General features: G+C 39.4%; 14 protein-coding genes. 7 read left to right on the plus strand and 7 right to left on the minus strand.

Annotated elements, in window-relative coordinates:
- Positions 1-58 precede the first annotated feature (58 nt).
- Both AXA65_RS03665 and AXA65_RS03670 read left to right on the plus strand, forming a co-directional pair.
- Positions 59-1,048: a hypothetical protein gene (locus AXA65_RS03665; RefSeq protein WP_063968764.1), complete on the plus strand. Its 990-nt coding sequence runs from the start codon at positions 59-61 to the stop codon at positions 1,046-1,048.
- Entirely contained in the window at positions 1,045-3,561 is a 2,517-nt protein-coding gene (locus AXA65_RS03670; protein ID WP_063968765.1) for a hypothetical protein, read from the plus strand. The genes AXA65_RS03665 and AXA65_RS03670 overlap by 4 nt, the downstream gene beginning before the upstream one ends.
- Before the next feature lie 279 nt (positions 3,562-3,840).
- Here AXA65_RS03670 and AXA65_RS03675 read toward each other — a convergent pair whose 3' ends face one another.
- Positions 3,841-4,191, minus strand: coding sequence for a hypothetical protein (locus tag AXA65_RS03675; RefSeq protein ID WP_063968766.1), 351 nt, complete (start codon positions 4,189-4,191; stop codon positions 3,841-3,843).
- Positions 4,192-4,228: 37 nt separating this feature from the next.
- A complete protein-coding gene (locus tag AXA65_RS03680) occupies positions 4,229-4,648 on the minus strand; it encodes a helix-turn-helix domain-containing protein (protein WP_131797758.1) in 420 nt (139 codons plus the stop codon).
- Between the two features lie 844 nt (positions 4,649-5,492).
- On the opposite strand from AXA65_RS03680, the gene AXA65_RS03685 reads away from it, so the two are divergent.
- Together AXA65_RS03685 and AXA65_RS03690 are read left to right on the plus strand one after the other, a co-directional pair.
- Positions 5,493-6,041, plus strand: coding sequence for a hypothetical protein (locus AXA65_RS03685; protein WP_063968768.1), 549 nt, complete (start codon positions 5,493-5,495; stop codon positions 6,039-6,041).
- Between the two features lie 565 nt (positions 6,042-6,606).
- Positions 6,607-7,347 (plus strand): hypothetical protein, encoded by a 741-nt coding sequence (locus tag AXA65_RS03690; protein WP_131797759.1) that lies wholly within the window; start codon positions 6,607-6,609, stop codon positions 7,345-7,347.
- A gap of 156 nt (positions 7,348-7,503) precedes the next feature.
- Here AXA65_RS03690 and rpsJ read toward each other — a convergent pair whose 3' ends face one another.
- The 5 genes from rpsJ to AXA65_RS03715 all read right to left on the minus strand — a co-directional run bounded on the left by rpsJ (position 7,504) and on the right by AXA65_RS03715 (position 12,365).
- Positions 7,504-7,809: a 30S ribosomal protein S10 gene (gene rpsJ, locus AXA65_RS03695; RefSeq protein WP_002661363.1), complete on the minus strand. Its 306-nt coding sequence runs from the start codon at positions 7,807-7,809 to the stop codon at positions 7,504-7,506.
- A gap of 17 nt (positions 7,810-7,826) precedes the next feature.
- Positions 7,827-9,944: an elongation factor G gene (gene fusA, locus AXA65_RS03700; protein ID WP_063968770.1), complete on the minus strand. Its 2,118-nt coding sequence runs from the start codon at positions 9,942-9,944 to the stop codon at positions 7,827-7,829.
- A 6-nt stretch (positions 9,945-9,950) separates the two neighbouring features.
- Positions 9,951-10,427, minus strand: a complete 477-nt coding sequence (rpsG, locus tag AXA65_RS03705; RefSeq protein ID WP_034962875.1) for a 30S ribosomal protein S7 — start codon at positions 10,425-10,427, stop codon at positions 9,951-9,953.
- A 23-nt stretch (positions 10,428-10,450) separates the two neighbouring features.
- The gene (gene rpsL / locus AXA65_RS03710) at positions 10,451-10,864 is read right to left on the minus strand and encodes a 30S ribosomal protein S12 (protein WP_028122160.1); all 414 of its coding nucleotides are present in this window, start codon (positions 10,862-10,864) and stop codon (positions 10,451-10,453) included.
- 127 nt (positions 10,865-10,991) lie between these two features.
- The gene (locus AXA65_RS03715) at positions 10,992-12,365 is read right to left on the minus strand and encodes a hypothetical protein (RefSeq protein WP_063968771.1); all 1,374 of its coding nucleotides are present in this window, start codon (positions 12,363-12,365) and stop codon (positions 10,992-10,994) included.
- Positions 12,366-12,506: 141 nt separating this feature from the next.
- Between AXA65_RS03715 and AXA65_RS03720 the strand changes: the two genes are divergently transcribed.
- From AXA65_RS03720 to AXA65_RS03730, 3 genes are all read left to right on the plus strand, one after another.
- Positions 12,507-12,983 carry a Dps family protein gene (locus AXA65_RS03720; RefSeq protein WP_063968772.1) on the plus strand — a complete coding sequence of 159 codons (477 nt, stop codon included), beginning with the start codon at positions 12,507-12,509 and terminating at the stop codon, positions 12,981-12,983.
- Between the two features lie 173 nt (positions 12,984-13,156).
- A complete protein-coding gene (locus AXA65_RS03725) occupies positions 13,157-14,794 on the plus strand; it encodes a T9SS type A sorting domain-containing protein (RefSeq protein WP_063968773.1) in 1,638 nt (545 codons plus the stop codon).
- A 218-nt stretch (positions 14,795-15,012) separates the two neighbouring features.
- Positions 15,013-18,360 carry a methylmalonyl-CoA mutase family protein gene (locus AXA65_RS03730; RefSeq protein ID WP_063968774.1) on the plus strand — a complete coding sequence of 1,116 codons (3,348 nt, stop codon included), beginning with the start codon at positions 15,013-15,015 and terminating at the stop codon, positions 18,358-18,360.
- Positions 18,361-18,392 lie beyond the last annotated feature (32 nt).

Consider the following 18,392-nt stretch of genomic DNA (forward strand, 5'->3'; position numbering starts at 1 on the left):
TTCCTTTTATCTTTTCATTTTAATGATTAATATTAATGATCCTTAATCATACATTTCCATGAAGAGAACTTTGCAACTGCTCATTTGTATTGTACTAATTACCAGTTGTTCCAAAACTGACATTAATAATGACCACGGTTTTTACTACTGGCGATCGAAATTAAATTTAACCAAAAACGAACAGCAAGCATTAAATAATAGTAAAGTCCCAAATCTCTACACCCGATTTTTCGATGTTGTTAAAGAGGACAATCAATTTTTGGAAGTCGGCGTGATCTCTATCGACAACGATCTTTCTATTAATAAAAAGATCGTTCCTGTCATTTTCATAACCAATGAAACTTGGTTCAACATCCAACCAAACGAGATCGAACTTTTGGCTAACAAGGTCAATGATCATATTAATAAGATCAAAGCAAATAACAAAATCGATCTGGCAAGTGAGATCCAAATAGACAGCGACTGGACAACTTCTACAAGGAATGATTACTTTAAATTTCTGACAACACTCAAAAAGGTTTCGAAGAAAAACGTGACCTGCACTTTGAGGCTTCATCAGATCAAAGATAAACTGCAAACGGGAATTCCCCCGGTTGAGAAAATGTATTTGATGTGTTATGCGACTTCTTCTCCTTTAGTAAATCAAGTTCAGAATTCTATCCTGGATGTGAAGACTTTGAAATTGTATCTGAAAAATCTTGATGAATATCCTGTAAAATTGGATGTTGCCTTGCCGATCTACTCTTGGGGAATCGTGACCAATCACGTTGGAAAGAAAAAACTCATCAACGCATTAACGGCAGAAGAATTGCTGCAAAATAAAAACTTCCGGAAGATCGATGAGCATCACTTCGAAGTTCTGAAAGATGATTTCTATTTCGGGATGTATCTCAACAAAGGTTTCAAGATCAAGGTCGAGGAAATTCCAGAGAAAGACATCCTTGAAAGTATGACTTTCATCAATGAAAAACTAGATTACAAACCGCTCCTTATATATTACCATCTCGACGAGAGATTCACCAAAAACTACAATACTCTTTTCCAATGAAAAAACTAATTCTGACCGCCGCTTTATTTTTAGGTTTTCAAGAAAGTTCAAAAGCCTGTGCATGGTACGACCCGGATTACGAATACTTCAACCTGTTCGCTCAGGAGATCATCCACGACAAAACCTATGAACCTTTTCTTCTCACTTACAGTAGCCATTTCTATGGCTATGATTACAATGGCAAATTGGACAAAAACATTCCCGACGAGAACATCGAATCCTGGGTCAAATACTTCGACAACAAACTGACTTACGACGAAACCAACGCCTTGGTAACGAAAGTCGATATCAAACATCTGAACAGCCTGAAGAAAGGGCAACTCACACATTCATTATTTCAAAAACTGGGGAAAGGTTTTTACACCAAATATCAGGAAGCAATGGATTATCTGATCCAGGCGAAATATATGGAACCTTACATGCGTATCAATTATGTTGAGAATGCAGACGCTTACTATTATCGAAATGAAAAGACCGCTGAAAAGAATGCGACACAACTGAATTATGCTAAAACCAATGCGGCCTTAATTTCCCTTTACAAAGCAGCATCCAATCCGGAGATCAAACTGAGATATGCATATCAACTCGTTCGTTTCAACCATTACTCCAGAAAGTATCAGTCGTCGATCAATGACTTCCAAACTTACGTAGAACCTTTGAAGCTGAAAAACCATATGTACTATTACGCGCTGGACCAAAAAGCCGGCGCCGAACGTGGCCTGAAACAATTTGACAAAGCGAACTGGGATTTTTTCCAGGTGTTCAAGAACACGAAGAATAAGAAAGAAAGCGCTTACAACTCGATGTTCCTGGCAACCGATAAGGACTTTAATAAAATCCTGGCGCAGACGAAAACGCCGGAAGATAAGAATATGGCGTACTTTCTCCTGGCTTACAACTCGTTCAACAATCCGGTTCCGATCATGAACAAGATGATCGAGAACAATACAGAATCTGATATTCTGAAAGTCTTGACAGTGCGAGCCATCAATCAATTGGAAAGAAATTACCTGGTCGTGAATCCTTATTGTAATGACAAAGAATGCGACCATTTCCGAAACAAAAGATTGCCACTTTATGCGCCAGACAATTATCGGGATGAAACAATGGATTTTGCAAAAGACCTGGAAGCCACGATTGTCCTTGCCAAAAATAAAAAAGGTGCGGATGAATTCTGGCAACTTTGTGAAGCCTACATCAAATTCCTGAACACCGATTACAAAGGCAGCCAAAACATCCTGTCCAAAATCAAAACATCAGATAAGGAATATCTGGCGGAGATCCAGAAATTCAAAATGTTGAATGAGATCGTTTCGCAACCTACCATCACGCCGGCATTTGAGAATTCATTGATGACAAAATATGCGAAGGTCTTCCAGGAGAAAGGCGACTACAGCAATTGGGCCTACTTGCCTTCTACGAAAGATTTTGTGGTGGACATTCTTGCCAACCGCTATTTCATTGAGAAGCAGGATGCCAAATCCTTCCTGATGAACAACAACCTCTCCGACCTGCAGTACAATCCGAATTCTGATCTTGTGAAAAAAGTGGAAGAATTCTACAAAAAGCCCAACAAAACCGCTTTCGAAAATTATCTCGTGAAGAAAATGGAAGATATTGCCGATCCGGAATCTTTCTTCTATGTGATCTATGGCGACCGGGCGATGCGATTGGCAGACTTCAAAAAGGCAAAAGAGTTTTATTCAAAAGCCAAAAACTACAAAGGCATCCCGAGATTGATGGGCGACTGGAAAGACGATGGCAAAACCTATGTCGAAAAACCAATGGTCTTTGAAAATGGCGTATACAATGGCTTCAACAATATCGCGTCTCTGGTTTTCGGATACAACGTTTGGGAAAGTTTTCAGAGCAAGCCCGAAGAATCGATGAAAGCAGAAGGTCTTTCCAATTTCCCTTTCATCAAAAATAAAATGAACAAGATCGAACTGGCAGATGCGATAATCCAATTGGAAAATATTGGGAAAGGTAATGATGACAAAGCCAGATTGGCGAATCAACTTTTGGGAAATCTGCTTTACAACACTTCGGTCTTGGGATATTTCCGAGAGCTATTCGTGATGGATGTCGATAACTACAACGGTCCGAAGTTTCAATTTGGGAATGAACTGCAGTCGCCATTTTATTTGTATTACAAAAATTTCTCAAGCAGAAGTTATGTAGAACCGGACAACTTCGACCTCGCCATCAACTATTACAAAAAAGCCCTGACCCTATCAAAAGACAAAGAAAACCAGGCCCGAATCCTCTTCCAAATGGCAAGTGCAGAGCAAGGCAAGTATTACCAATGGGAAGCCAACAATCCGCTGAAAGTAAAATACGATGACCCGAAGTACGAAGAGAAATCCAAACAAAACGAGCTCTTTGCCAACAAGACCAAGAATGAAAAATTCCGAACCTCGTTTGCTCAGCTGAAAGCCAACTACAGCCAAACAGCCACCTATAAGAATCTCCAAAGCAGTTGTCTTTATTTTGGATATTATACGAGTAAGTAAGTTTTATTTTCACAATATAAAAGCCGTTTCAGAATGTGAGGCGGCTTTTTTGTTTTTAGGTTTTTAATTTCTTTCTCGCAGATTTGGCAAATTTTGCAGATCGCTTCGAAGCAATGTGGGTTGTCGCATCTGCAAAATCTACGAGGAAGTAATAGCCTTGTAAAGGCAACCTATTAATAGAAAACAAGAACAATTAGAATTAAAAGCGCCGTAGGTGCGACCTGTAACAACTGATATTAACAGGACGCACCTACGGCGCTTTTTTCATTTGACAACTGTTTAAGCTATTAACAGTTTGCCTCTATGAGGCAATTTCTGTGATATGGACAATAATTTTTCCAAATCGAGTTTATCCCAACTTAGACCATTCACATTCAAGCTTGCGTATTTGAGCGCATCTTTTTCCGATAAAAACGGGATAGAAATACTTCTCGAAGAAATATTACCATATTCATTAAGCCAATAATCACTGAAATGAATAAAATACACCAATCCTTTATCGTTAAGGTTTGGTACAAAATCACTGTATCCCTCTTCATATAACTCATCCCAATCTTGCTCAACAATTATAATTTTTTCATATTGAATGTCGGAATATTTATATCTGCCTTGTTTCACTATTTTTTGCATTCCACAATATTTTTTTTCGATGTCGCAAATTTGCACTTCACAACTCCCCCATTGCCCTCAACTCCTCCAGACTCTTCCCTTTGTAAAAATCCTTCGGATCTACCAATGGGGCTTGCAGATCCTGCAGTTTGTTGAGCTGATGACCGTCGGCAGGTTGCAGGTCGCGTCTTGCGAAAAGGTCGTTGGGTGTGCAGTCGAGACTTTGGCAGAGGGCAGTCAACTGTCGGAAGTTGATCTGTACCGCTTCGCCATTTAGCATTTTCTGCGCCGACTTTCCACTGATACCTGCCTTTGTGAGAAATGCATAAGGAAATGTGATCTGTCTGAGTGTCAGGACAGGAGCAAGATGCAGTACGAGACTGCTTTGGGAGGGTCGTAGGTTCCCGCGTTTTTTTCTAAGCATATCTATTTGTGTTTTTATTAAAGTAAATATACAGAGTTTTCGGGATTGTAGCAATACAGATTACTAGAGTATTATTACAGATTACCCGACAGGTGTTACAGATTACCAGAGTGGTATTACAGCTTGCCGGAATAGTATTACAGATTACCTGAATAGCATTACAGATTTGTCGATTAGCATTACAGACTACCGGAATAGTGTTACAGATTAGCCGAGTGGTATTATAGATGGTTTTTTCGATTTTAAGGTTGGTCAAATAGCCTGAAAGGTAGCTTGGAATGTTGAATCAAAAGCCTTGGAAAGACTTGCTGTTAATAGAACAACCGAACGACTGTAAGATAGCGCCTTAGGTGCGACCTATAATGCAGAACATTAACAGGACACACCTACGGCGCTTTTTTAGAAACTATCTTTGCTTAGGTATTAACGGTTCGCCTCTATGAGGCTGTGTTATTGTATGTTTTGTATGCTGGTGCGAGCGTCTCGCTCGTACCTTTTATGTAGGAGACACGAGCGGGACGCTCGCGCCAGCAGGGGTTTTTGCAGATGTCAGGTCTGCTAGGAAGGCAGAAATCTGGTCTGGGCTATTGTAGCCCTAAGTTGTAGCGATGGAACCACTTGCTGGCGCGAGGCTTATTCCTTACACCAGAGACTTCCGCGGGTGTGATGCTTTGGCTTATGTTGTTTGTTTTGATAATCGACAAGAGCGGGATGCTCGTGCTAGCGGAAGTACACAAGCACCCAACATTGCCGATTTAATACCAATTTCCCGCTTTTTACCATCACTAGATCCTACAAAAACACAATTGTTGCAATACTACCCTAATACTTATTTCATATTCTTGCGATAGTCGTTTTTAATTTATTCCTTTGCGCTCAAACTAAATAATTACAAAAAATGAAAAGAGTAATACTCATAGTATCTGTACTGACGGGACTCAATGCTTACTCACAGGAGCAAGCAACTGTCGAAAAATCTGTAACAGGGATCCAGGTCGGATTTTTTGGTGCCGAGTTTTATAATGAAGCCAGACTATCGGACCATTTTACATTGCGAAGCCAATTAGAATTGTATCCCTCCATCTGGGGTGGCGACATGTACAGCAAAACAGGATTTGCATTGGCTCCGGCTATCTCTTTAACTCCAAAATTTTATTACAATCTTCAAAAGAGAAAAGATGCTGGTAGAAATACGGCTAACAATTCGGGCAATTATGTTTCTCTAAAAGTAGAATATGTCCCAAATTGGTTTGTGATATCAAACACCAAGAATCTGACGGTCAGCGAAACGATTTCACTGGTTCCAACTTGGGGATTGAGGCGAAATTTTGCAAAACATTTCAATTACGAGTTCAAGGCAGGTTTGGGAATCGGAAAAATATTAAGGACGGGCTATGCTACACAAGTAGTACCCGATCTAAGCTTTAAAATTGGATACGACTTTTAAAATCTCTGTACCCAACGATCCTGTAATAATCAGAACCTCTTTTCGATAGAGGTTTTTTTGTTTCTGATGCATTCGACCGCATAGGTGTGGAATTTTTACCTGTGAGAGCCGTTGTTTGACTCAATTAAATTATCAATAAAAAACACGGATAATTACGATATCCCCTTCCCCACATTTTGATTATGGATTTAAGATTTGAAAAGAGAATTATTTATTATTACAATATGATAAACAATAAGCAATTAAAATTTATATATTATGTTAAATAGAATATAATGATTAAATTTTAACAACTAAAAATCAAATAAATTCGTCGATCGTATTTGTGTTTTTAATATATTTGGTTCATTAACACATAAAAAAAACACCAATGACAAGAGAAGAAGAATCTTACTTTGCAATGGCTTTGAAAACCAAGAATTTCTATGCCCGCAACACTGCTGCAATGGCTAGCATCACCGCTCTTGAAGCCCTTTACACCCAACTTTCTGTCCTTATCACCGATCTTATTTCTGTAGACACCGGCAGCCGCGCCGACTTATCGGGCTACTCCCTGGACAAAGCCATGAAACGGAAAACTGTGGAAACCCTCGCCCTTAAGATCAGCAATGCTGTAGCCTCTTTTGCCGCTGTTAACAGCGACTTGATCCTGAAAAAGCGTGCCGATTTTTCCACTAGCAGCTGGTACAGCGTCAGTGAAGAAGAATTGGTTACCCAAGCGACCATCATCCGTGATCTGGGACAGGCCAATACTGCAGATATAACGCCTTACGGTGCCGGAACAGCAGATGTCACCACACTCAGTACTGCACTCACCACTTTTATAGATGTGATAACCAACCCAACGCTGGCACTAGACCAGAGAAAAAATGATAACAGAAGAATCCCCGAGATCATAGACCAGATCCGCACCCTGTTCGAAGAGAAGCTGGATGTCGTGATGCGCAGCTTCGAACTGAGCAATCCTACTCTTTATCATCTGTACCAAAGTGCAAGAGCGATAGACATCAATGGTTCTGCAAGTCAACCAACGGTAATGAAAGATATTTTGCCGGGAACATTGGTGGCGGTGCATGACGCAGACACTTACAGTACCACTACCTTTTACACGATCCAGAATATGGGCGAACAGTCAGTCACTTTCAGCCTTAGCACAGCAGAAACTACAGAAGGTCCAGACCCTGTCCTGCTATCTGGCGGGGAAACAAAATCCCGACTGGCTGAGAACCTGGCGGCGGAAGGAACGTATCTGATCGTAAAAAATCCGGGAACACTTCCCGTGGGTGTAAGGCTTTGGGTAGAATGATCTCGAAATAAAAGCCCTAAAAAAAAAGCTGCTTCAGAGATCCTGAAGCAGCTTTGGTTTTAATAACAAAAAATCCCCGATCTTACGAACGGGGATTTATATGTAAGGTGTTGCTTTAAAACTTCCGTCATCAGACTTCCATCTTCAAGCATTTTATCACACTTTAATTTCTACGTCAACTCCTGAAGGAAGTTCTAATTTCATTAGAGCATCAACAGTTTTAGAAGAAGAAGAGTAGATATCCATCAATCTCTTGTGAGCTGATAATTGGAACTGCTCTCTTGCTTTCTTGTTTACGTGCGGAGATCTTAGTACTGTAAAGATTCTCTTATTCGTTGGCAATGGAATTGGTCCGTTTACAACAGCACCAGTAGCCTTTACCGTTTTTACGATCTTCTCAGCAGACTTGTCCACCAAGTTGTAATCGTAAGATTTTAGTTTTATTCTGATTCTTTGTGACATTTCTTTGATTTAAAAAATTAACCTTTTGCTTTAGCGATAATATCTTCAGCAACGTTTTGAGGAGTAGCCTGGTACTTCTCTAATTCCATAGAAGAGGTAGCTCTTCCTGATGAAAGTGTTCTTAGAGTCGTAACATATCCGAACATTTCAGATAATGGAACTGAACCTTTGATAACAACGGCTCCGTTCTTTTCTTCTTGTCCACTGATCGTACCTCTTCTCTTGTTAAGGTCACCAATGATGTTACCCATATATTCTTCTGGAGTTACAACCTCCAATTTCATAATAGGCTCCATGATTACTGGCTTAGCAGCACGTCCCGCTTCTTTAAATCCTAATTTTGCAGCTAATTCAAAAGAAAGTGCATCAGAATCCACCGCGTGGAAAGATCCGTCTTTAAGAGTTACTTTAATACCTTCAACTTCGAAACCAGCCAAAGGACCGTTTTTCATTGCAGCTTTAAAGCCTTTTTCAATTGCAGGAACAAATTCTCTAGGAACGTTACCACCTTTGATCTCATTAACGAATTCTAAACCAATTTTACCTTCGTCAGCTGGTCCAAGTTCGAATACAATATCCGCAAATTTACCTTTACCACCAGATTGTTTTTTGTAAACTTCTCTGTGCTGAGCAACTTTTGTAAGATTTTCTTTGTATTCTACTTGAGGCTGTCCTTGGTTAACTTCAACTTTGAATTCTCTTCTCATACGGTCAACAATGATATCCAAGTGAAGCTCACCCATACCAGAAATGATCGTTTGTCCAGAAGCTTCATCAGTTCTCACTGTGAAAGTAGGATCCTCTTCAGCCAATTTAGCTAGAGCGTTACCCATTTTATCCTGGTCAGCTTTAGTTTTAGGTTCTACAGCGATACCAATTACCGGATCAGGGAAAACCATCGATTCTAGAACGATCGGGTTTTTCTCGTCACACATGGTGTCACCAGTTTTGATAGATTTGAAACCTACAGCTGCACCAATATCTCCTGCTTCAATATATTCTACAGGATTTTGCTTGTTAGCGTGCATCTGATAGATCCTTGAGATTCTTTCTTTATCTCCTGAACGTGTGTTCAAGATATAAGAACCTGCATCCAGTCTTCCAGAGTATGCTCTGAAGAATGCCAATCTTCCTACGAAAGGATCGGTAGCAATCTTAAATGCCAAAGCCGCGAAAGGCTCTTTTACGTCTGGTTTTCTGAAGATCTCAGCATCAGTTCTTGGGTCTGTACCTTTGATATCATCTTTATCCAATGGAGAAGGCAAATATTTACATACTGCATCCAACATAAACTGTACTCCTTTATTTTTGAATGAAGAACCACAAGTCATTGGGATAATAGAAAGATCGATAGTCGCTTTTCTCAAAGCTTCGTTGATCTCGTCTTCAGAGATAGAATCTGGATCTTCGAAGAATTTCTCCATCAAAGTATCATCGTAGTCAGCCACAGCCTCTACAAGTTTCTCTCTGTATTCCAGAACTTCAGCTTTCATGTCCTCAGGAATTGGAACTACCTCGAAAGTAGCACCTTGTCCTGCCTCGTCCCAGATGATCGCTCTGTTTTTGATCAAGTCAACAACACCTTTGAAATCTTCTTCAGCACCGATTGGCAAAACGATTGGAACTGCATTAGATCCCAACATCGTCTTAACCTGGTTTACCACGTTAAGGAAGTCAGCACCTTGACGGTCCATTTTGTTCACGAATCCCATTCTTGCAACTTTGTAGTTGTCAGCAAGTCTCCAGTTTGTTTCAGACTGAGGCTCTACGCCGTCTACTGCAGAGAAAAGGAAAACCAATCCATCCAATACTCTCAAAGATCTGTTAACCTCTACTGTGAAGTCAACGTGTCCTGGTGTATCGATGATGTTGAAGTGGTAAGGTTTTGTATCAGGAAGCACTTTACCTTGGTCTGTTGGGAAATTCCAAGAACAAGTAGTTGCAGCAGAAGTAATTGTGATACCTCTTTCTGCTTCCTGCTCCATCCAGTCCATTGTAGAAGCACCATCATGTACTTCACCAATTTTGTGATTTACTCCTGTATAGAATAAAATCCTTTCTGTAGTGGTAGTTTTACCAGCATCAATGTGCGCAGCAATACCAATATTTCTTGTAAATTTAAGATCTCTACTCATTTCTAATTAGAATTTAAAGTGTGAGAAAGCTTTGTTAGCTTCCGCCATTTTGTGAGTATCAGATTTCTTTTTGTAAGCAGCACCTTCTTCTCTTGAAGCCGCTACAACTTCGTTAGCCAATTTCAAAGCCATTGATTTGTCATTTCTCTTTTTAGAGTAAAGGATCAACCATTTCATTGCCATAGAAATTTTTCTATCAGCTCTGATCGGCATAGGGATCTGGAAGTTAGCTCCACCTACTCTTCTAGAACGTACTTCTACGTGAGGCATAACGTTTGTCAATGCATCTTTCCAGATTTCAAGTGCAGTCTTTTCAGTTTCTCCTTTTTTAGTTTCTACGATGTCTAGTGCATCATAGAATATTTTGAATGCGATAGATTTTTTACCATCTAGCATCAGGTTGTTTACGAATCTAGTTACCAATTGATCATTAAACTTTGGATCTGGTAACAACGGTCTTTTTTTCGCTTTTGTCTTTCTCATTGTTTCTGTACCTTATTTAATGATTACTTTTTCTTTCCTTTAGCTGGTGCAGCTGCAGCTTGACCTGGTTTTGGTCTCTTAGCTCCATACTTAGATCGTCTTTGAGTTCTACCACTTACACCTGCAGTGTCTAATGCTCCTCTTACGATATGATAACGTACTCCCGGTAGGTCTTTCACCCTTCCGCCGCGTACCAATACTATCGAGTGCTCTTGAAGATTATGTCCTTCGCCCGGGATGTAGGCGTTGATCTCTTTACCGTTTGAAAGTCTTACCCTTGCAACTTTTCTAAGTGCAGAGTTAGGTTTCTTAGGAGTGGTAGTATATACTCTCGTACATACACCTCGTCTTTGTGGACAAGAATCAAGGGCAGCCGATTTACTCTTCTTGGTGAGTGCGACTCTTCCTTTTCTAACTAATTGTTGAATAGTAGGCATTTAATTGCTTTTTATTTTAGGGTGCAAAATTATGAATAATTTTTTAATCCACAAGTAGTTAGAATAAAAATTATGCAAAATCGAATAATATTTATTGATCCAGAATCAAACTGGCAATGTTGACCCCTTATTTTAGAATAAGTTCTGAGGTGTAGAGAACTTGAGATTTGTCTTTGATCGTATCATATTTCAACCATTTTATCTTTGGATTGATGGTTCCTGCGATGGACTGTTTCACATCACCTTTCTGATTGTTGGTATGTTTGTATTGGAAAGTCTTCTTAATAATAGGAATATAGTAGGTGGTCATTGCATCCGCACCACCTCTGTCGTTGTTATAAAGATATTTTTTCTGATTAAACTTCGGCATTTGAGGTTCAATCTGATTTCGGTTTTCAAAATAGTTCACCGGATTCTTCAAACTATATAAAGTGAAAAATACCAAAAAGAAACAGGCTACTCTGAAGATCAATTTGTCAGAAGCTGAATATTTGAAATACAATATTAAGAATGAGAAAAACAGGCAGACATTGGCAGCCGCCATCATTCTGGTGTTCATCTCTTCGATCTGTTGAAACCATCCTGAGACGAGCAGAGATATCGCATAACCAATAGCTATCATCCACAACAACGCGTGGAAATGATACGAATTGGTTTCTTTTGCTTTTCTAAAATATCTGAGAAAGTATACAAAGACAAAAACATCGATTAACAATACTACGAACTGGACAGCTAAACTCGCCATACTATTGGAAGAAGGCTTCAAACCTATATAAGGATCAATAGCATTGGCTGTTCCCAAAAGATCTCTTACAATATATATAGGAAGGATCTCCTCTGGCTTCCCTCGTAGATTTTCTCCGGTAAAACTTCCGAACGTATTGTGGTTAAACAAAAGATATCCCGCAATTCCCAAACCTGATAAGAACAGGAATAATATCATCCCTCTAATTTGCGTTCTATCTTTTTCTTTGAAAAACAAAATGGCTGAAAATGCACCAATCGACAGATAAACATAAATCCCAGAATACCTCACGGTAAACATCATCAGCATAATGACCGATGCAATCAAAACATCTTTGTAGGATTTTCGGTTTTCTACCAATATTTTGTTCAGATAATATAAGAGGAAATAAAGCAGAAAAACAAAAAGACCTTCTGATATGGCGATTGAAAAAACAAATAAGATGGTTTTCCCCGTCATCAGCAAAACCGTTTCTTTAAAATAAAATCTTTTGAAATATGAAAACAGCAAGATTACAACGAGCATTGTTGTGTTCAGAAATTTCGCCGCCCAAAAGTAATCTCCAAAGACCTCGAAGAAGCCACGAAGCATGGCAGGATAACCTAGAGGGAAAAGATCGGTTACCGGATTGGGAAGATCTGTAGCAATTTCAAAATAAGAAAGACCGTCTGCATACACGCCACCTGAAGGCAGGAAAAAACTGTGGATAAAATTTAAAACTATTACAAATACAGCCAGAACTATATATTTCACCATCTCTTTTTGTTATTAATCGAGCAATATTAAGGAAATTTTTAATATTCTTTCTGAAAATTTGAGATAGCCAGTCTCTATATCCCAACTAGCATTTCGGCACAATATTTTCTTAAATTTGTCCTATACAAGATTAATTAAATTATGAAAAATTCAGCATTGATCGGACTCAAAGAAGCCGATTGCAAAAACATCTCAGACAAACTAAATATCTTATTGGCCAACTACTCTGTATTCTACCAAAATACAAGAGGTTCTCATTGGAACATCAAAGGTGACCAATTCTTCACCCTTCATCCAAAATTCGAGGAACTATACAACAGTTTGGTTCTTAAAATAGATGAGATCGCGGAAAGAATATTGACATTAGGTGCTACTCCCGCTCATAATTATTCAGACTATCTTCAAGTTTCCACCATCAAGGAAAGCAAAGAAGTTTCTGATGGGAACAAGAGCGTGGAAATCATCCTGGATTCTTTCAAAGTGGTCATAGACCTGCAAAGAGAACTGTTGGACATCACAGACAAAGCGGGAGACGAAGGAACCAACTCACAAATGAGCGACTACATCACAGAACAGGAAAAAGAAGTTTGGATGTACAATTCCTACCTTGGAAAATAACATTTGAATCACTTACAAACTGATCCAGCCAACACCAGGCTGGATTTTTAATTTAGCCATTATACCCTCTACTTAACTTTGAATCAATCAATTAAAATTAAACATTAATTTTTCATAAAACAGTTCAACTAGTTCTATTATCCATTATATTTGCGTTTTAATTTTGAACACACTTGAAAAAAATTCTATTCTTTTTACTGATTTCCAATTTTTTCTTTGCGCAATGGAGCATTTCTAATGCAGAAAGAGGCGCACTTATCAATATCTACGATTCTACAGACGGTGAAAACTGGAACAGAACCTGGGACCTGGAAAAGGACCCTAGAACCTGGTTTGGTGTACAGATCAAAAATGGAATGGTCACTGAACTAAATCTTGCCGGCAATGCCTTGAGTGGAGCTTTCCCAAACAATATATCTTCTCTCACGAAGCTTACAAAACTAGACCTTAGCAATAATAAGTTGACCGGTGATGTCGCAATGGGTATTTCATCTCTCAGCACATTGGTAAAACTAGACATCAGCAACAACAGATTGACTGGCGACCCAACAAATTCTTTGTCAGGGCTTTTCAATTTGGAAGACCTTGGTCTTGGAGGCAACAGCTTCACGATTACAGATGTGAATGGCCTTCTTCAAAACTTCAACAATATCAAAATTCTGAATATCGCAGATCTAGGTCTGGTGACGATCCCAGCAAAAGTCGCAGCATTTACAGATCTTGGAACCTTGACACTGGACAATAACCCGATTGCAGCAAATGCCTACGGAAACATTGCAGTACTTACGAAACTAAAGACACTCTCACTGGCGGGAACTGGCCTAAATCAATTGCCAACTCAGGTTTCTCAACGCACACAACTGACAAGCCTTAATCTTAGTAATAACAACTTAACTGAGCAAAACACAACAGGACTTTCAAATCTTACAAATCTGGAATGGCTCTCGCTGGAAAGCAATCAACTGACACAGATCCCTACACAACTATCCCCACTCAGAAAATTGCAAAGCCTCAATCTTGGGAGAAACAAGATCAGCGGCGGGATCTCTACTCTGACTGCTTTATCAAGCCTTCAACAGTTATTCCTCAACAACAATCTCATCTCCGGGAATTTCCCGTCTGCATTGCTTGGCATGTCAAAACTGATGATGGTCAACCTGAACAGTAACCAATTGTCCGGTGACCTGCCAGATAAACTCCCAGAGATCACGCACATCAGCAACAACCGATTCAACAAGAGTCAACTGACAAATTATATTTTAGACTTTGCCGAGCAGACAGAGCTTAATTATTCTCCGCAGCGTTACGATCAGGAAAAAACAGTCTTGGCGGTTGTCGGACAATCGGCAAAACTGGACCAGTCGCTTTCCGGAGATTACACTTTCACATGGTTCAAAGATCTGGACAAAAAACTAAATGCAACTTCGCAGGAGCTCAACTTCAATAGTGTAGAAAACTCAGATTTCGCAATCTACACCGCAGAAGCCTATACTTATGGATCACTTGACAACAGCGTATTTTTTAACCTATCTCTTTTTCGGGAGCCGATCACTTTGGGAGACGCACTGGCCACTTTGGGAACAGAAGATCTAAAAGGACTTAGCATCTATCCAAATCCAGCAACAGATTTCGTCAATATCCTGAGTATAAAACATGACATCCAGAAAGTGGCAATTTTTGACCTGACAGGCAAACAAATGCTTTCCGATAATAGACAAAAGATCAACGTTTCCAAACTACCATCCGGTGTCTATGTCCTTTCTGTAAAGACAGAAGCTGGTATCAAAAACTTCAAGTTCATCAAACAATAATTTTTTAGGAGCTGCTTCCCGCTTTCCACTGCTACTCCTCGCGCCATCGCAATCCCAACTCTTGCTGTGGGGTATCCGTTGCAATCAGGGCTAAGAGTTTTGTCATCCGATCACGCTGAGTACAAATCTCTCCCTCTTCCATCCCTCAAACATCCATCTTCCACCCTCTTTCGCATTTCACAAAAAATATTATCTTTGGAAACATCGATCTTATGAAAATGGAAACCCAAAAATACACACCAACAAACAAAGTAAGAATTGTCACCGCAGCTTCGTTATTCGACGGTCACGATGCTGCGATTAATATTATGCGCCGTGTCATTCAGGGAACGGGATGCGAAGTCATTCACCTTGGTCATGACAAATCTGCTGAAGAAGTTGTAAACACAGCCATTCAGGAAGATGCTAATGCGATTGCCCTAACTTCATACCAAGGTGGTCACAACGAATATTTTAAATACATCTACGACCTTTTAAGAGAAAAAAATTCTCCGCAAATCAAAATTTTTGGTGGCGGTGGCGGTGTAATTCTGCCGGAAGAAATCGAAGATATTATGGCTTACGGGATCGACAGAATTTATTCTCCGGATGACGGTCGTGAACTTGGTTTACAGGGAATGATCGATGACTTGGTAAAAAGATCAGATTTCGCAACAGGAAAAGAAGTAGAAGCAAGTGATTTAGATTCTATTAGTTTTGAAAATTCTACAAGCATTGCTAAAATCATTTCAGCGGTTGAAAACTTTTCAGAAGAAAAACCGGATTTGGTTGCTGCCATTAATGAAAAATCAATGGATTTAAATATTCCAATCATCGGTATCACAGGTACAGGTGGAGCAGGAAAATCTTCTCTAACAGACGAATTGGTAAGACGTTTTTTACGTTCAAATCCTGATAAAAAGATTGCTATTATCTCCATTGATCCTTCGAAAAAGAAAACCGGAGGTGCACTTTTGGGAGACAGAATCCGTATGAACGCAATCAATGATCCTCGAGTTTATATGCGTTCGATGGCGACGAGAGAAAACAATGTTTCCGTTTCTCCGTTTATTCATTCTGCATTAAATGTTTTGAAATTAGCTCATCCTGATGTTATCATTCTGGAAACTTCAGGTATCGGACAATCCGGTTCGGAAGTTTCAGATTTTGCTGATGTTTCAATGTACGTAATGACTCCTGAATACGGAGCTTCTACACAGTTAGAAAAAATCGATATGTTAGATTATGCAGATTTGGTTGCTTTAAATAAATCTGACAAAAGAGGTGCTCTTGATGCACTTCAAGCCGTAAGAAAACAGTTCCAGAGAAACCATTTATTATGGGAACAGCCATTGGATGAAATGCCGGTTTATGCCACAAAAGCATCACAATTCAACGATCACGGAACAACCGAATTATACAACCGACTCGTTTCTAAAGTAAACGACAAATTTGCTGATCTAAACTTAAAAACATTTGTTGAACAGGAAATCACTGACGAAGTAACAATCATTCCACCAAAAAGAGTTCGTTACCTTTCTGAAATCGTTGAAAACAACAGAATTTATGATGCAAACATTGAAAAACAAGCTGAGCTTGCAAGAAAAATGTATCATATTGAAGGTGTTAAAAAAATCATTTCAAACGAAACTTTAGACGCCGAATATCAAAAAGCAGAAAAAGAACTTCAACAGGAAAACATCGACTTCCTGAAAACTTGGGACGATACAAAAAAAGCCTTCCACGAAGAGTTTTACTCCTACTTTGTAAGAGGAAAAGAAATTAAGGTTGAAACCTCAACAGAATCTTTATCTCATTTAAAAATTCCAAAAATCGCTTTACCAAAATACACCGATTGGGGAGATTTGATCAAATGGAAAGGTCAGGAAAATCTTCCGGGAGGATTTCCTTACACAGCTGGAATTTATCCTTTCAAAAGAACGGGTGAAGATCCGACAAGAATGTTCGCTGGAGAAGGCGGACCCGAAAGAACCAACAGAAGATTCCATTACGTTTCTGCGGAAATGGATGCCAAACGTTTGTCTACAGCATTTGACTCCGTGACTTTATACGGTCAAGATCCAGCATTACCGCCAGATATTTATGGTAAAATCGGAAATGCGGGAGTTTCTATCGCAACTTTGGATGATGCGAAAAAACTGTATTCCGGATTTGATTTGGTGAACGCCATGACTTCCGTTTCGATGACCATCAACGGACCGGCTCCAATGTTGTTGGCTTTCTTCATGAATGCGGCAATTGACCAAAATGTTGAAAAATATATTGCTGAACATAGATTAGAAGCGAATGTTGAAAAAGCTTTAAAAGCAAAATTTGACGATAAAGGATTAGCAAGACCAAAATATAACGGCGAATTACCTCCATCAAATAACGGTTTAGGATTAAAGTTATTAGGACTTACCGGAGATGAAGTTATTCCTGCTGAAGCTTATGCTGAAATTAAAGCTAAAACGATCGCGACCGTTCGTGGTACAGTTCAGGCTGATATTTTAAAAGAAGATCAGGCTCAGAATACCTGTATTTTCTCTACTGAATTTGCCCTAAGATTGATGGGTGACGTTCAGGAATATTTTATTACAGAAAAAGTAAGAAACTTCTATTCGGTTTCTATTTCAGGATATCACATTGCAGAAGCGGGTGCAAATCCGGTTTCTCAGTTGGCATTTACATTGGCAAATGGTTTCACTTACGTGGAATACTATTTATCAAGAGGAATGGATATCAATGATTTCGCTCCAAACTTATCTTTCTTCTTCTCCAACGGAATCGATCCTGAATATTCAGTAATCGGACGTGTGGCAAGAAGAATCTGGGCAAAAGCAATGAAACTGAAATACGGAGCAGACGAAAGAAGCCAGATGTTGAAATATCACATTCAAACTTCGGGACGTTCACTTCACGCTCAGGAAATTGATTTTAATGATATCAGAACGACGCTTCAAGCGCTTTACGCAATCTATGACAACTGTAACTCACTTCACACGAATGCGTATGACGAGGCGATTACAACGCCGACTGAGCAATCTGTAAGAAGAGCAATGGCAATTCAGTTGATTATCAATAAAGAATTGGGATTGGCGAAAAACGAAAATCCGCTTCAAGGTTCATTTATTATTGAAGAATTAACAGATTTGGTTGAAGAAGCTGTATATGCAGAATTTGACAGAATCACAGAAAGAGGTGGTGTTCTTGGTGCAATGGAAACGATGTATCAACGCTCGAAAATTCAGGAAGAATCGATGCATTACGAATGGTTGAAACACACAGGAGAATATCCAATCATCGGTGTAAACACTTTCTTAGGAAAAGACGGTTCGCCAACGGTTCGCCCGGGAGAAGTGATCCGTTCGACTGAGGAAGAAAAGCAGGTTCAGATCGGAACGCTTCATAATTTTCAGAAATCAAATGAAGATAAATCTGAAGCCGCTTTGAAAACATTACAACACGCTGCCATCAATCAGCAAAATTTATTTAATGTAATGATGGATGCCGTGAAATATTGTTCGCTTGGGCAGATTACCAATGCTTTGTTTGAAGTAGGTGGTAAGTACAGAAGAAATATGTAGGCCCGTGTCGAGCAGACAGTTTTTAATGCTAA

Source organism: Chryseobacterium sp. FP211-J200, from assembly GCF_001643375.1.
Taxonomy (GTDB): domain Bacteria; phylum Bacteroidota; class Bacteroidia; order Flavobacteriales; family Weeksellaceae; genus Epilithonimonas; species Epilithonimonas ginsengisoli.

Excerpts from the sequence above, each read along its gene's own strand:
- AXA65_RS03665 (WP_063968764.1), top strand. The coding sequence starts at position 59 with ATGAAGAGAACTTTGCAACTGCTCATTTGTATTGTACTAATTACCAGT.
- AXA65_RS03670 (WP_063968765.1), top strand. The coding sequence starts at position 1,045 with ATGAAAAAACTAATTCTGACCGCCGCTTTATTTTTAGGTTTTCAAGAA.
- AXA65_RS03675 (WP_063968766.1), bottom strand. The coding sequence starts at position 4,191 with ATGCAAAAAATAGTGAAACAAGGCAGATATAAATATTCCGACATTCAA.
- AXA65_RS03685 (WP_063968768.1), top strand. The coding sequence starts at position 5,493 with ATGAAAAGAGTAATACTCATAGTATCTGTACTGACGGGACTCAATGCT.
- AXA65_RS03690 (WP_131797759.1), top strand. The coding sequence starts at position 6,607 with ATGAAACGGAAAACTGTGGAAACCCTCGCCCTTAAGATCAGCAATGCT.
- rpsJ (WP_002661363.1), bottom strand. The coding sequence starts at position 7,809 with ATGTCACAAAGAATCAGAATAAAACTAAAATCTTACGATTACAACTTG.
- fusA (WP_063968770.1), bottom strand. The coding sequence starts at position 9,944 with ATGAGTAGAGATCTTAAATTTACAAGAAATATTGGTATTGCTGCGCAC.
- rpsG (WP_034962875.1), bottom strand. The coding sequence starts at position 10,427 with ATGAGAAAGACAAAAGCGAAAAAAAGACCGTTGTTACCAGATCCAAAG.
- rpsL (WP_028122160.1), bottom strand. The coding sequence starts at position 10,864 with ATGCCTACTATTCAACAATTAGTTAGAAAAGGAAGAGTCGCACTCACC.
- AXA65_RS03715 (WP_063968771.1), bottom strand. The coding sequence starts at position 12,365 with ATGGTGAAATATATAGTTCTGGCTGTATTTGTAATAGTTTTAAATTTT.
- AXA65_RS03720 (WP_063968772.1), top strand. The coding sequence starts at position 12,507 with ATGAAAAATTCAGCATTGATCGGACTCAAAGAAGCCGATTGCAAAAAC.
- AXA65_RS03730 (WP_063968774.1), top strand. The coding sequence starts at position 15,013 with ATGGAAACCCAAAAATACACACCAACAAACAAAGTAAGAATTGTCACC.